Below are 12988 nucleotides of genomic sequence, written 5' to 3'. Positions count from 1 at the left end.
CTGACCCTGATCCAGACGGGCAAGAGCCCGCTGGTTCCGGTGGTGCTGCTGGATTCGCCCGGCGGCAGCTTCTGGCGCGACTGCCTGGACTTCATCAGCCGCCAGCTGGAAGAAAACCGCTACATCCTGCCCACCGACCTGAAGCTGGTGCGCCTGGTGCACAGCGCCGACGAGGCCGTGGAGGAAATCAACCAGTTCTACAGCAACTATCACTCCAGCCGCTGGCTGAAGAGCCAGTTCGTGATCCGCATGCATCACCCGCTCAGCGACGCGGCGCTGCATGAGATCCAGGAGGGCTTTGCCGACTTGCGCCTGAGCGGCAGGTATCACCAGCAGGCGGACAGCAGTGCGGAACATGAGGTGGGCAATTACAGCCACCTGACCCGCCTGTCATTTGCTTTCAATGGTCGGGATCAGGGCCGACTGCGCGAGCTGGTGGATTTTATCAACCTGTCGGAGAACTGGGCCAAGCCGCAGCCAATGCATACCACGCAGCGGGCCAGGGAGGCGTTGAAGGTCAGTTGATAACGGGTCGATCCTACCTGTAGGAGCAACTGTCTTGCGCAAAATTTAAAAAGCGCCCGCTCCCACAGGGTACGCGGTGCGCCCAGCATCAGCTCTCTGCGCGACAGCGCAGCGCCAGCCGTCAGTAATCGTCGAGATCCCGGCCGCTGAGCAGCCGGCCGATCATGTCCATCGGGAACCCCCGGTAAGCGAGGAACCGGGTCTGCTGGGCGCGGCTGCGCGGGTCATGCGGCGGCTGCCCGGCAAACTTGCGCTGCCACACCTCACGCAGGCGCTCGCGCCAGTCGATCTCGCTCTCGCGTAACGCCTGGTCGATATCAGCACGCGCCAAGCCACGCTGACCCAGCTCTTCGCGAATGCGCGCAGGGCCATAGCCAGAGCCGGAACGGTACCTGATGAAACTTTCGAGGTAGCGGGCTTCACTGAGCAGCCCTTCTTCGGCAAGCCGGTCGAGCTCGGGCTCGATCAGCTCATCCGAAGCGCCGCGCTGACGCAACTTGCGCGTCAGCTCGACGCGACCGTGCTCACGTCGCGCGAGCAGGTCCATGGCTGTCCGCCGGATGGCGACGGGGGTGTCGAGTACGGCGGACATGTTCGACTAACTACCGAGCAATCAATAACCGGCTTCAGCATCAGCGACGTCGTCGGCGCTGGCGTCCGCGGCGGCAGCCTTGTTCGCTTCACCCGCAGCGCCGGCTTTCAGCAGCTTTTCACGGATCTGCTTCTCGATTTCGGTACCGATAGCCGGGTTCTCAGCCAGGTACTTGGCAGCGTTGGCTTTGCCCTGACCGATCTTGTTGCCTTTGTAGGCATACCAGGCACCGGATTTTTCGACCAGGCCTTGGGAAACACCCAGGTCAATGATCTCGCCGTTACGGTAGATGCCTTTGCCGTAGAGAATCTGGAACTCGGCCTGACGGAACGGTGGCGAAACCTTGTTCTTGACGATCTTGACGCGGGTTTCGCTGCCAACCACTTCGTCGCCTTCCTTGACTGCGCCAGTACGGCGGATGTCCAGGCGGACCGACGCGTAGAACTTCAGGGCGTTACCACCGGTAGTGGTTTCCGGGCTACCGAACATCACACCGATCTTCATACGGATCTGGTTGATGAAGATGACCAGGCAGTTGGCGTTCTTGATGTTACCGGTGATCTTGCGCAGCGCCTGGGACATCAGGCGAGCCTGCAGGCCCACGTGCATGTCGCCCATTTCGCCCTCGATCTCGGCCTTGGGTACCAGCGCGGCCACGGAGTCGACGATGATCACGTCAACGGCGTTGGAGCGCACCAGCATGTCGGTGATCTCCAGGGCCTGTTCGCCGGTATCCGGCTGCGAAACCAGCAGGTCGTCGACGTTGACGCCCAGCTTGCCGGCGTACTCGGGGTCGAGGGCGTGTTCGGCGTCGACGAAGGCGCAGGTAGCACCACTTTTTTGGGCTTCGGCGATGACCGACAGAGTCAGCGTGGTCTTACCCGACGATTCCGGGCCGTAGATCTCGACGATACGGCCTTTCGGCAGGCCGCCGATGCCCAGGGCGATATCCAGCCCCAGGGAACCGGTGGAGATGGCAGGAATACCTTGGCGCTCATGGTCACCCATGCGCATGACCGCACCTTTGCCGAATTGGCGTTCGATCTGACCCAGGGCCGCAGCCAAGGCGCGCTTCTTGTTGTCGTCCATTGAAATCCTCACGTGTTCGACTTGGCCCTGATGGCCGCAATAACTGTATAAGTAGCCAGTATTATTCCACAGGCCAGCGCCCGCGCAAACCCCTGTCGTCGATTTACTCGGCACCAAGCTGTAACAAGCCGTCTAACGCGGCGATCACCGTTTGTCGGCGCACCGCATCGCGGTCGCCGTTGAAGTGCCGGCGTTCGGTCACTACACGGCTACCGTCACCCCAGGCCAGCCACACGGTCCCTACCGGCTTGGCAGGCGAACCGCCGTCCGGCCCGGCCACGCCGCTCACCGCCACGGCGAAGCGCGCGCCGCTGGCGGCCTGCGCACCACGGACCATGGCTTCGACCACTTCCTGACTGACTGCGCCGACCTGACCGAACAACGCCTCAGGCACCCCGAGCTGGCGGGTTTTCTGGGCGTTGGAGTAGGTTACGTAGCCGGCCTCGAACCAGGCCGAGCTGCCGGGTACGCGGGTGATGGCCTCGGCAATGCCACCGCCGGTGCAGGACTCGGCGGTGGTGACCTGCGCGCTAAAGCGGCGCAGGTGCTCACCCAGGCGGATGGCAAGCGTGGTGATCGGGTCCATGTCGGGCTCCTTGAAGGCTGCCCTCTACCCTACCACCCTGCACAGCGCCCTGGCTCAGGAAACCTGCAGGCTGTCCCGGGCAATTTCGCTGAACGCACGCTCGTCACGCCGACCGAGCCGCGGTAGCCCTTCAGGCCATGCCTGGCTCCAGTCCAGGCCGTCGAGCTTGCGCATGTCTTCAATTGCCGAACGCCACCAGACCACCTTGCAGGCGCGCTGGTAGTCGTCACGGCTCATCACGCTGCCATACAACAGCTTGCGCCCGATGCCGCGCAGCTCCCGCGGCACCCCCTTGAGACTCCACTTGACCGAGAGCCGCGACAGCCACGACGGCACCGGGCGATGCGCCGGCACTTTTACGGCCAGGCCCGGCATTCCTGGATGGAAGCCTTCGCCCTGTCTGGCGAAGAAAATTTCAAGGATGGCATGCACGTACTGCTTCATCGCGAAGTAGTGGCTGATCACGCCACGCGCCTCATTGAGCTGCGCCCCGTGCAGTTCGAAGGAAAAGGCGATCTGTTCAATGGTGTGCAGGTCACCGGCATAAGGCGTCCAGGCATCGATGCGCGGGATAGCGCGCTCGGCGACGCCGACATTGCAGCGGGTGAAACCCATCACACCGCTGTTGCAGAGCCGCAAATCAGCGGCCGGGGCATCGCCCGCCTCGGCCAGCCCTGCGCTGAAATTACCGTAGTCCGCGCAGCGCGAGGCCTCGGCCCAGCTCATTTCCACTTCGTCGACCAGGAACTGCCCGGCATCGACCTGGCTGAACAGCTTCAGCGGCGACTGCAGGAACACCGTATCGGTATCGATGAACACTGTCTTGTCTGCCCACTTCCCGGCCAGGGCGATGGCGCATGCCTTGCGTCGGTGGGTGTAGCCGCCGTCGCCGGTCCATGCGTGCAGGGTCTGCGGGTCCAGGCTGATCACTTCCACCGGCCAGCCGACAAAGGCTTGTGGCTGGTCGGTGAGTACTCGGATCGTGGGCAACTCCGCCGGCTTGCAACGTGCCAGGGCGGTAAGGATGCTGAGCTTGGCTTCCAGCTGATAGATACGGCGATCGCCATAAAGGAGGTAGATCAGCTGTTGCTTTACATGAGGGACAGGGCTGGACACATTCATCGCGCAAATCACGGCTAACGGCATTCATCGAGGGCCGCGCATTCTAGAGACTAACGCGCTGCAGCTCCACCATTGCCCGCCGGGCTGCGCGCGCATGCCCCATCGCGGGCGCCTGCATCGTAACGAAAAAGCCTGTACCATTGCGGGTTTACCATCGCCAACCAGATCACCCGCTGTAAGGCCCTGAATGTCAGATCTTTCCGCACACACACCGATGATGCAGCAGTACTGGAAGCTGAAGAACCAGCACCCGGACCAGCTGATGTTCTACCGCATGGGCGACTTCTACGAGATCTTCTACGAAGATGCGAAGAAGGCCGCGAAACTGCTGGATATCACCCTGACCGCGCGCGGTCAGTCGGCCGGGCAGTCCATTCCCATGTGCGGAATTCCGTTCCATTCGCTGGAAGGCTACCTGGCCAAGCTGGTCAAGCTCGGCGAATCGGTGGTGATCTGTGAGCAGATAGGCGACCCGGCCACCAGCAAGGGCCCCGTCGAACGCCAGGTGGTGCGCATCATCACCCCAGGCACGGTCAGTGACGAGGCGCTGCTCGACGAGCGCCGCGACAACCTGATTGCCGCGCTGCTGGGCGACGAGCGCCTGTTCGGCCTGGCCGTGCTCGACATCACCAGCGGCAACTTCAGCGTGCAGGAGATCAAGGGCTGGGAAAACCTGCTGGCCGAACTCGAGCGCCTCAACCCCGTCGAACTGTTGATCCCCGACGACTGGCCGCGCGACCTGCCTGCCGAAAAACGCCCGGGCGCCCGCCGCCGTGCACCGTGGGACTTCGACCGCGATTCGGCACGCAAGGCGCTGTGCCAGCAGTTCGCGACCAAGGACCTCAAGGGCTTTGGCTGCGACAAGCTGACCCTGGCCATTGGCGCCGCCGGCTGCCTGCTGACCTACGCCAAGGAAACCCAGCGTACCGCCCTGCCGCACCTGCGCAGCCTGCGCCACGAGCGCCTGGACGACACGGTGATCCTCGACGGCGCCAGCCGCCGCAACCTGGAGCTGGACATCAACCTGGCGGGCGGGCGTGACAACACCCTGCAGTCGGTAATCGACCGCTGCCAGACCGCCATGGCAAGCCGCCTGCTGAGCCGCTGGCTGAACCGCCCGTTACGCGACCTCAAGGTGCTGCAGGCGCGTCAGGATTCGATCCGCTGCCTGCTCGACAGCTACCGGTTCGAGAAGCTGCAGCCACAGCTGAAGGAAATTGGCGACATCGAGCGGATCCTCGCCCGAATCGGCCTGCGCAATGCCCGTCCTCGCGACCTGGCCCGCCTGCGTGATGCCCTCGGCGCGCTGCCCGAGCTGCAAAACGCCATGACCGAGCTGGAGGCGCCACACCTGGCACGCCTGGCCGCCATCACCGGCACCTATCCGGAGCTGGCCAGCCTGCTGGAGCGGGCTGTGGTCGACAACCCGCCGGCGGTGATCCGCGATGGCGGCGTGCTCAAGGCGGGCTATGACAACGAACTGGACGATCTGCTGGCGATCAGCGAAAACGCCGGCCAGTTCCTGATCGACCTAGAAGCCCGGGAAAAGGCGCGCACCGGTCTTGCCAACCTCAAGGTCGGCTACAACCGCGTGCACGGCTACTTCATCGAACTGCCTACCAAGCAGGCCGAGCAGGCACCGGGCGACTATATCCGGCGCCAGACCCTGAAGGGCGCGGAGCGCTTCATCACCCCCGAGCTGAAAGCGTTCGAGGACAAGGCGCTGTCGGCCAAGAGCCGCGCCCTGGCCCGCGAAAAGATGCTCTACGATGCGCTGCTGGAAACCCTGATCAGCCACCTGGCGCCGCTGCAGGACAGCGCCGCCGCGCTGGCCGAACTGGATGTGCTCAGCAACCTCGCCGAGCGGGCACTGAACCTCGACCTGAACTGCCCACGCTTCGTCGATGAACCGTGCCTGCGCATCGAGCAAGGTCGCCACCCGGTAGTGGAACAGGTACTGACAACGCCGTTCGTGGCCAACGACCTGGGCCTGGACAACAGCACCCGCATGCTGATCATCACCGGCCCGAACATGGGCGGTAAGTCCACCTACATGCGCCAGACCGCCCTGATCGTGCTGCTGGCGCACATCGGCAGCTTCGTCCCGGCGGCCTCCTGCGAGCTGTCACTGGTCGACCGTATCTTCACCCGCATCGGCTCCAGCGACGACCTGGCCGGTGGGCGCTCGACCTTCATGGTCGAGATGAGCGAAACCGCCAACATCCTGCACAATGCCACCGACCGCAGCTTGGTGTTGATGGACGAAGTGGGCCGCGGCACCAGCACCTTCGACGGCCTGTCGCTGGCCTGGGCCGCCGCCGAGCGCCTGGCCCAGCTGCGTGCCTACACGCTGTTCGCCACGCATTATTTCGAGCTCACCGTGCTGCCCGAAAGCGAGCCACTGGTGGCCAACGTGCACCTGAACGCCACCGAGCACAACGAGCGCATCGTGTTCCTGCACCACGTGCTGCCTGGCCCCGCCAGCCAGAGCTACGGCCTGGCCGTGGCGCAACTGGCCGGCGTACCGACGGTGGTCATCCAGCGTGCCCGCGAACACCTGGGGCGCCTGGAAACCACCAGCCTGCCACATGAACAGCCAGCAGCGCAGAAAGCGAAGGACGCGCCACAGGTTCCGCACCAGAGCGATCTGTTCGCCAGCCTGCCCCACCCGGCCATCGACAAGCTGGGCAAGCTGCAACTTGACGACATGACCCCGCGTCAAGCTATCGAAATGCTATATCAACTAAAGAACCTGTTATAACGGCGCCCATTACAAGCTGGTAGAATCCGCCGCGGTTTGCTGGTGCTGCAGGTTACTAGCCTGGCCTGCAGCCACATACCTGTAAACCGCGCGGCCCTGAGAGGAAGGGCCGCCGCCGTCGCCTGAGGAGAGAACTAGAAATGACCTTCGTCGTCACCGACAACTGCATCAAATGCAAATACACCGACTGCGTGGAAGTCTGTCCGGTGGACTGCTTCTACGAAGGCCCGAACTTCCTGGTCATCCACCCGGACGAGTGCATCGACTGCGCTCTGTGCGAGCCGGAGTGCCCAGCGCAAGCCATCTTCTCGGAAGACGAAGTGCCTTCGGGCATGGAGAACTTCATCGAGCTGAACGCCGAACTGGCGGAAGTCTGGCCGAACATCACCGAGCGTAAGGAAGCCCTGCCGGACGCTGCAGAATGGGACGGCAAGACTGGCAAGATTGCAGACCTGGCGCGCTGATAGCACCCGGACACGACAAAGGCCCCTCGGGGCCTTTTTTGTTTTTCTGCGGGCAAAAAAAAGGGGCGGTTTGACCCGCCCACATTTTTTTCCGTAGTCCCTGCTTGTCCTGAACATCGTCCTGATGAAATCGCTTCTTGCGATGTCCCTGGCCTTCATCCTGAAAGCCTGTGCATGTCCCTGTGCACAGTTCGAATACTAGCGGGTTGAGCTGAGCGAGCAAGCGCGAAACCTCACAAGGTATTGCACTGGACACATTTCCTCACGGCCGAATAATCCATGACTTTCAATGGCTTGGAAAAATACAGGCGCTGGAAACGACAATGATTTACTGAGGCATGCATAGATAGCTTACAAAACAAGTAAGAAAAGGCTTACATGCAATGTTACCGGGGTGGCGCAGTACATATTCGACATCTGCTGTGGCTGGCAGATTTTGGGGCTGCTTGGCCGCCCATTCGCAGCACAAGGCTGCTCCCACAAGAGACCGGGAGGGCCTGCATGATCCTGTATCTCTGCAGGAGCAGCCTTGTGCTGCGAAAATGACGCACACAAAAACGCCCCGAGGCTATCGGGGCGTTTTTAATGTTGCAGCCTCAGCTACTGAAACAACGACTCGCTGGACAGGCCGTTCTTCTCAAGGATCTCGCGCAGGCGCTTGAGCCCTTCTACCTGAATCTGCCGCACCCGTTCACGGGTCAGGCCAATCTCCAGGCCAACATCCTCCAGCGTGCTGCTTTCATGCCCACGCAGGCCGAAGCGGCGCACCACCACTTCACGCTGCTTGTCGGTCAACTCGCCTAGCCATTGATCGATGCTCTGCGACAGGTCGTCATCCTGCAGCAGTTCGCACGGGTCGGTCGGGCGATCATCGGTCAGGGTATCGAGCAGGGTCTTGTCCGAGTCAGGGCCGAGCGACACATCTACCGAAGAGACCCGCTCGTTCAGGCCGAGCATGCGCTTGACCTCGGCGACCGGCTTCTCCAGCAAGGTGGCGATTTCTTCTGGCGAGGGTTCGTGATCGAGTTTCTGGGTCAGCTCACGCGCGGCGCGCAGGTAGACGTTCAGCTCCTTGACCACGTGGATTGGCAGGCGAATGGTGCGCGTCTGGTTCATGATCGCCCGCTCGATGGTCTGGCGAATCCACCAGGTCGCATAGGTCGAGAAACGGAAGCCACGTTCCGGATCGAACTTCTCGACCGCACGGATCAGCCCCAGGTTGCCCTCCTCGATCAGGTCGAGCAGCGACAGGCCACGATTCACGTAACGACGGGCAATTTTTACAACCAGGCGCAGGTTGCTTTCGATCATGCGCTTGCGGCCAGCAGGGTCGCCCTTTTGCGACAAGCGCGCAAAGTGCACTTCCTCTTCTGGCGAAAGCAGAGGCGAGAAACCAATCTCGTTGAGATACAGCTGGGTGGCATCGAGCGCCCGGCTGTAATCGATGTACTTGTGTTGCTTGAGCGAAGAGCCCGACTTGGCCCTCGTCCGAACCGAAGATACAGCAGGTTCGTCTGACACCACATCCGTTTCCAAAACGATTCCCGTCTCCATCAGGAGGACGTCATCGTCGATGTCAAACTCCGGCACTTCTTTACTGAGAGCCATTGTTATAGTCCTTTGCTGAGTTCGAACTCAGACTCGAGCGGCACCTTCATCCCTGGCAGCGCAAGAGCCTGTCCCCTCTACATCACAGGAACAGGCGGGGGTACAAAGGTCAACGACGTGGCAGGAACTGGAGCGGATCGACGGGTTTGCCCTGGCGGCGAATCTCGAAATGCAGCTTCACCCGATCAGTGCCCGTGGACCCCATTTCAGCAATCGACTGCCCTGCCTTGACCTGCTGCCCCTCCCGAACCAACAGCCTGCGGTTGTGACCGTAGGCACTGACGTAGGTATCGCTGTGCTTGATGATGATCAGCTCGCCGTAGCCCCTCAAACCACTCCCGGCGTAGACCACTGCACCATCAGACGCAGCAAAAACAGGCTGTCCCAAATCACCGGCGATATCAATGCCTTTATTCAAACTACCGTTTGAAGCAAATTTTCCAATCAGCACACCGTTGGCCGGCCAGGTCCAGCCGCCTACTGCGCGCTCCGCAGCCGGCACGGTTGCCACCACCGGCGCGCTGGTGGAAGGTGTCGGCGTAGCTGGCTTGCCGGTGTTGGCGGGCGCCGGGGCAGGGCTGCCAACAGGGCGCCGGGTGACCGTGGTGCGGCTTGACGAGGACGGGCTGGACACCACCGTGGTGCTGCTGGTGGAACCGCTGCTGAAACGAATCGGCTGGCCCGGGCGAATGGTGTAAGGCGCCGGGATGCCGTTGCGGGCTGCCAGCTCCTTGTAATCCCAGCCATAACGGAAGGCGATCGAGAACAGCGTATCCCCTGGCTTGACGATGTATTGGCCGGAGGTCACCGTCGGGCGCTTGGGCACGGTGTTGTTGCGGTCGACCACCCGCGCGCTGTTGCTGCTGGTGCTCGAGCAACCCGCCAGGAACGTGCCCATGGCCAATGCAATCAGCAGAAGCTTGAAGCCCGACCCGTCCTTGCGCTGCCGAATGACTGTGTGACCCACCCGCGCTCCCCTCATGGTGCCGAAAAACGATATGAAGACAAGAAATGCAATATTGTTGCAATTATAACCAAGCCGGCCGGTATTGGCAGGCGGGTATCAAAGGCATTCGCAATACCCCGGCGCTCGTTGCGCGCTAGCACTCCGCCAGATAGACAGGGTGAAACTGCAAGAATTCGCCGAGCGCGTAAAAATACCGCGTGGCTCGCGCCTGCACTGCTCAGGCCAGCGGGCCATTGAGCAGCGGCACGAAACGCACGGCGCCCAGCACGCGACGGGAAAACCCATGCTCCTCGCGCACGATCAGCATCAGCTGCTGGGTTTCGCCCGCTGGCCCCACCGGGATCACCATGCGGCCACCCGGTGCCAGCTGGTCAAGCAGCGCCTGCGGCACCTCCGGCGCCACGGCGGTGACGATGATGCCGTTGTACGGCGCCAGCGCCGGCCAGCCCTCGCAACCGTCGCCCCAGCGGAACACCACGTTGCGCAGGTTCAGTTCCACCAGGCGCTCCTTGGCCCGGTCCTGCAGCACCTTGATTCGCTCTACCGAGAAGACCCGCTCGACCAGCTGGGCCAGGATCGCCGTCTGGTAACCCGAGCCGGTGCCGATTTCCAGCACCTTGTCCAGCGGGCCGGCCTCGAGCAGCAACTCGCTCATATGCGCAACCATGAACGGTTGCGAGATGGTCTGGTTGTGGCCGATTGGCAGCGCGGTGTCTTCATAGGCGCGGTGCGCCAGCGCTTCGTCGACGAACAGATGCCGCGGGGTGCGACGGATCACGTCGAGCACCTTGGTGTTCGCAACGCCTTCTTCGCACAGGCGCTGGATCAACCGCTCCCGGGTACGTTGGGAGGTCATGCCGATACCACGCCGCAGCATATCGTCCTCGCGCATCAGAGCACGCCCTCCAGCCAGCCGTCGAGCTGTTCGAAGGCGTCATTGAAGGTGCGGTCGAGCTGCAGCGGGGTGATCGATACATAGCCTTGCATCACCGCATGGAAGTCGGTGCCCGGGCCGCCGTCCTCGGCATCACCGGCCACAGCGATCCAGTAGCCTTCCTTGCCGCGCGGATTGACCACCTTGGTTGGCGCCGCCGCCCGGGCCCGGTGCCCCAGGCGGGTGAGCTGGATGCCACGGATGTGCTCCAGCGGCAAGTTGGGGATGTTGATGTTGAGTACAGTGCGTGGTGGCAGCTCCAGGCGCGACTGTGCCTCAACCAGGCGGCGGGCGATATACGCGGCAGTAGGGAGATTGTCCGGCTGGCGCGACAGCAGCGAAAACGCCAGCGAAGTACCGCCGAGGAAGCGGCCTTCCAGTGCTGCGGCGACCGTGCCGGAGTACAGCACGTCATCGCCCAGGTTGGCACCGAGGTTGATCCCCGACACGACCATGTCCGGCGTGTACGGCAATAGCCCGTTCAGCCCCAGGTGCACGCAGTCGGTCGGCGTGCCGTTGAGGCTGATGAAGCCGTTGGCCAAGGTCTGCGGGTGCAGTGGCCGGTCGAGCGTCAGCGAACTGCTGGCGCCGCTCTTGTCTTGGTCCGGGGCGATCACCGCGCACTCGGCATAATCCGCCAGCGCAGCGTGCAGCGCGGCGAGGCCTGGTGCGGTAACACCGTCGTCGTTCGAAATCAGAATACGCATGGGCTGTCCGTCTGCCCTGCCGACACCAGATCCACGACTTCGCGCACCACCACGGTGGCGAAGCATCCGGCCGGCAGGACGAATTCCAGTTGCAGGATATCAGGCTCGGGATAATGCCACGTCAGGCCGCCAATAGGGAGCCGCAGAATACGCCGTTCGTGATCCATGCCCGCAAGGGCCAACCAATGGCAAAGTGCCGGCTGACGTGCGCCGACAGCATTTTCAAGCTGCGCGGTGGCGCCGCTGGCCGGCGAAGCGCCCTCGCCCCACATCGGGCCGGTCGGGTGCAGGTCGAGAATCGCCAGGCGCGGGTCGACACATTCCGCCTCGCCCGCGGCAAAGAAGCTGCGGCTGTCGGTGAACGCCAGCAGGTCGCCAACCTGGGCCTGCGCCCAGCTACCCTCGGCCACACGCGCGGCCAACAGCTGGTTGAACAGGTAGCTGCGCCCGGCCGACAGCAGCCGCGAGCGCACGTTGCGCTGTTCGGGCAGGGCCTTGCGTGCAGCCCAGTCGAGGGCGTCGTGGACGTTGCCGCCGCCGTGGCCGAAGCGCTGACTGCCAAAGTAGTTGGGCACGCCGTGCTGCTTGAGCTGTGCCAGGCGTGCATCCACGGCCTGGTGATCAGCGGCAAGCGCAGTCAGGCGCAGGGTGAAGCCGTTGGCCGAATGCGCACCACGCTGCAGCTTACGCTGGTGGCGCACCTGCTTGAGCACACGCAGGCTGGCGTCTTCGGCCCGCGACAGGTCGGGGTCGGCCTTGCCTGGCAGGTGCAGGCTGAACCACTGGCGGGTCAGCGCCTGACGGTCCTTGAGCCCGGCGTAGCTGATACTGCGCGCCGGCACGCCAGCAGCGCGAGCCAGGCGGCGGGCGGCTTCTTCGGTGTTCAGGTCGCGCTTCTCGACCCACAGCCACAGATGTTCGCCTTGGCCGGACAGCGGGATATCCAGCACCTCGTCGACCTGGAAGTCTTCCGCCACAGCCTTGAGCACGGCAGTGCCCAGTGGTTCGCCCGATGCACGCGGGCCCAGCAGTTCGAGTTCAGTCATGCTGGCAGCAGCAGGGCAACCGAATGCACGGCGATCCCCTCCTCGCGGCCGGTGAAGCCAAGCTTCTCGGTAGTGGTGGCCTTGACGTTGACCTGGTCGAGTTCAACCTTGAGGTCTTCGGCGATCAGCTGGCGCATGGTCTCGATATGAGGGGCCATTTTCGGCGCCTGGGCGACGATGGTGGCGTCTACGTTGCCAACCTTCCAGCCCTTGGCCTGGACGATAGCGACCACATGACGCAGCAGCGCGCGGCTGTCGGCGCCCTTGAACTGCGGGTCGGTGTCGGGGAAGTGCTTGCCGATGTCGCCCAGCGCTGCCGCGCCGAGCAAGGCGTCGCTCAGGGCATGCAGCAGTACGTCGCCATCGGAGTGGGCCAGGAGGCCGTATTTGTGCGGGATACGCACCCCGCCCAGGGTAATGAAATCACCGTCGCAGAAGCGGTGCACATCGTAGCCGTGGCCAATACGCATAAAAAAACGCCCTGAATGAGTCAGGGCGTGATTCTACCTGCTTTTGAGGCATAGGGGCTGCTTCGCAGCCCATCGCCGGCAAGCCAGCTCCCCCAGGATCACCACAGCCGATCAGAC

Annotated in this window: 13 protein-coding genes; 3 read left to right on the top strand and 10 right to left on the bottom strand. The window is 63.0% G+C overall.

Translation table 11 applies throughout. The features are described 5' to 3' along the window. Positions 1–525, top strand: a 525-nt coding sequence (locus HP546_RS03345) for an LOG family protein (RefSeq protein WP_172219583.1), incomplete at its 5' end; no start/stop codon positions are given. A gap of 121 nt (positions 526–646) precedes the next feature. Here the strand turns inward: HP546_RS03345 and recX are convergent. The 4 genes from recX to HP546_RS03325 form a co-directional block, all read right to left on the bottom strand. Further along, positions 647–1117 carry a recombination regulator RecX gene (gene recX / locus HP546_RS03340; protein WP_172219581.1) on the bottom strand — a complete coding sequence of 157 codons (471 nt, stop codon included), beginning with the start codon at positions 1115–1117 and terminating at the stop codon, positions 647–649. 21 nt (positions 1118–1138) lie between these two features. Further along, positions 1139–2206 (bottom strand): recombinase RecA, encoded by a 1068-nt coding sequence (gene recA / locus HP546_RS03335; RefSeq protein WP_172219579.1) that lies wholly within the window; start codon positions 2204–2206, stop codon positions 1139–1141. Positions 2207–2309: 103 nt separating this feature from the next. Continuing rightward, on the bottom strand, positions 2310–2792 hold the full coding sequence (locus tag HP546_RS03330; RefSeq protein WP_172219577.1) for a CinA family protein: 483 nt from the start codon (positions 2790–2792) through the stop codon (positions 2310–2312). A 54-nt stretch (positions 2793–2846) separates the two neighbouring features. Next, a complete protein-coding gene (locus HP546_RS03325; protein WP_172219575.1) occupies positions 2847–3914 on the bottom strand; it encodes a hypothetical protein in 1068 nt (355 codons plus the stop codon). A gap of 187 nt (positions 3915–4101) precedes the next feature. Between HP546_RS03325 and mutS the strand changes: the two genes are divergently transcribed. Together mutS and fdxA are read left to right on the top strand one after the other, a co-directional pair. Then, positions 4102–6675 carry a DNA mismatch repair protein MutS gene (mutS, locus tag HP546_RS03320; RefSeq protein ID WP_172219573.1) on the top strand — a complete coding sequence of 858 codons (2574 nt, stop codon included), beginning with the start codon at positions 4102–4104 and terminating at the stop codon, positions 6673–6675. A gap of 140 nt (positions 6676–6815) precedes the next feature. After that, positions 6816–7139, top strand: a complete 324-nt coding sequence (gene fdxA, locus HP546_RS03315; RefSeq protein ID WP_172219572.1) for a ferredoxin FdxA — start codon at positions 6816–6818, stop codon at positions 7137–7139. A 600-nt stretch (positions 7140–7739) separates the two neighbouring features. Here the strand turns inward: fdxA and rpoS are convergent. The 6 genes from rpoS to ispF all read right to left on the bottom strand — a co-directional run bounded on the left by rpoS (position 7740) and on the right by ispF (position 12871). After that, positions 7740–8747 carry an RNA polymerase sigma factor RpoS gene (rpoS, locus tag HP546_RS03310; protein ID WP_003252351.1) on the bottom strand — a complete coding sequence of 336 codons (1008 nt, stop codon included), beginning with the start codon at positions 8745–8747 and terminating at the stop codon, positions 7740–7742. Positions 8748–8856: 109 nt separating this feature from the next. Continuing rightward, positions 8857–9714, bottom strand: a complete 858-nt coding sequence (locus HP546_RS03305) for a peptidoglycan DD-metalloendopeptidase family protein (protein ID WP_172219570.1) — start codon at positions 9712–9714, stop codon at positions 8857–8859. A gap of 217 nt (positions 9715–9931) precedes the next feature. After that, complete coding sequence (locus HP546_RS03300) at positions 9932–10570, bottom strand: protein-L-isoaspartate(D-aspartate) O-methyltransferase (RefSeq protein ID WP_172219585.1); 639 nt, start codon at positions 10568–10570, stop codon at positions 9932–9934. Positions 10571–10605: 35 nt separating this feature from the next. After that, positions 10606–11355 (bottom strand): 5'/3'-nucleotidase SurE, encoded by a 750-nt coding sequence (gene surE, locus HP546_RS03295; protein WP_172219568.1) that lies wholly within the window; start codon positions 11353–11355, stop codon positions 10606–10608. Further along, positions 11343–12401: a tRNA pseudouridine(13) synthase TruD gene (truD, locus tag HP546_RS03290; protein ID WP_172219566.1), complete on the bottom strand. Its 1059-nt coding sequence runs from the start codon at positions 12399–12401 to the stop codon at positions 11343–11345. The genes surE and truD overlap by 13 nt, the downstream gene beginning before the upstream one ends. After that, a complete protein-coding gene (gene ispF, locus HP546_RS03285) occupies positions 12398–12871 on the bottom strand; it encodes a 2-C-methyl-D-erythritol 2,4-cyclodiphosphate synthase (protein ID WP_172219564.1) in 474 nt (157 codons plus the stop codon). Before ispF ends, truD begins: the two co-directional genes overlap by 4 nt. Positions 12872–12988: the final 117 nt, after the last annotated feature.

Source organism: Pseudomonas sp. CM25, from assembly GCF_013179705.1.
Lineage (GTDB): Bacteria > Pseudomonadota > Gammaproteobacteria > Pseudomonadales > Pseudomonadaceae > Aquipseudomonas.
This window is presented reverse-complemented; position numbering and strand designations above follow the sequence as displayed.

Bases quoted from the DNA above. Each gene is read 5' to 3' on its own strand.
- recX (WP_172219581.1), bottom strand. From the start codon at position 1,117: ATGTCCGCCGTACTCGACACCCCCGTCGCCATCCGGCGGACAGCCATG.
- recA (WP_172219579.1), bottom strand. From the start codon at position 2,206: ATGGACGACAACAAGAAGCGCGCCTTGGCTGCGGCCCTGGGTCAGATC.
- HP546_RS03330 (WP_172219577.1), bottom strand. From the start codon at position 2,792: ATGGACCCGATCACCACGCTTGCCATCCGCCTGGGTGAGCACCTGCGC.
- HP546_RS03325 (WP_172219575.1), bottom strand. From the start codon at position 3,914: ATGAATGTGTCCAGCCCTGTCCCTCATGTAAAGCAACAGCTGATCTAC.
- mutS (WP_172219573.1), top strand. From the start codon at position 4,102: ATGTCAGATCTTTCCGCACACACACCGATGATGCAGCAGTACTGGAAG.
- fdxA (WP_172219572.1), top strand. From the start codon at position 6,816: ATGACCTTCGTCGTCACCGACAACTGCATCAAATGCAAATACACCGAC.
- rpoS (WP_003252351.1), bottom strand. From the start codon at position 8,747: ATGGCTCTCAGTAAAGAAGTGCCGGAGTTTGACATCGACGATGACGTC.
- HP546_RS03300 (WP_172219585.1), bottom strand. From the start codon at position 10,570: ATGACCTCCCAACGTACCCGGGAGCGGTTGATCCAGCGCCTGTGCGAA.
- surE (WP_172219568.1), bottom strand. From the start codon at position 11,355: ATGCGTATTCTGATTTCGAACGACGACGGTGTTACCGCACCAGGCCTC.
- truD (WP_172219566.1), bottom strand. From the start codon at position 12,401: ATGACTGAACTCGAACTGCTGGGCCCGCGTGCATCGGGCGAACCACTG.
- ispF (WP_172219564.1), bottom strand. From the start codon at position 12,871: ATGCGTATTGGCCACGGCTACGATGTGCACCGCTTCTGCGACGGTGAT.